1 protein-coding gene is annotated in these 488 nt (G+C 68.4%); it reads left to right on the top strand.

What is annotated here, in order from left to right; translation table 11 throughout:
- Positions 1–22 precede the first annotated feature (22 nt).
- Positions 23–488 (top strand): Na+/H+ antiporter NhaA (locus RAD15_RS43610; protein WP_458184829.1); only part of this gene is annotated, 466 nt, incomplete at its 3' end.

Below are 488 nucleotides of genomic sequence, written 5' to 3'. Positions count from 1 at the left end.
ACGCCGCGGTTACGCCTCAGCCCTGCGTGCCTTCCTCGCCAATGAGGCGCTGGGTGGCATCCTGCTGATCGCTGCGGCGGCGCTGGCGATGATCGCGGCCAATTCGCCCCTGGCCCAGGACTATTTCCACCTGCTGCATCTCGAAACCGGGCCGGTGCTCGCGCCGGCGATCGGGCCGATGACGGTCCATCTCTGGATCAACGATGCCCTGATGGCGGTGTTCTTCCTGCTCGTCGGGCTCGAGATCAAGCGAGAGCTGATCGACGGGCAACTTGCCTCGCCCGAGCGGCGGCGCATGCCGATCATCGCCGCGGCGGCCGGCATGATCTGCCCGGCGATCTTCTATCTCGCCATCACCGGCGGCGCGGCGGACTTGCGCGGTGGCTGGGCGATTCCGGCCGCGACTGACATCGCCTTCGCCATTGGCGTGCTGGCGCTGCTCGGCCCGCGCGTGCCCGCCTCACTCAAGCTGTTCCTGACCACCGTCG

Source organism: Bradyrhizobium sp. 14AA (genome assembly GCF_054185205.1).
Note: the sequence above shows the minus strand (reverse complement) of the source record. Positions and strands in the feature narration are given on the sequence as shown.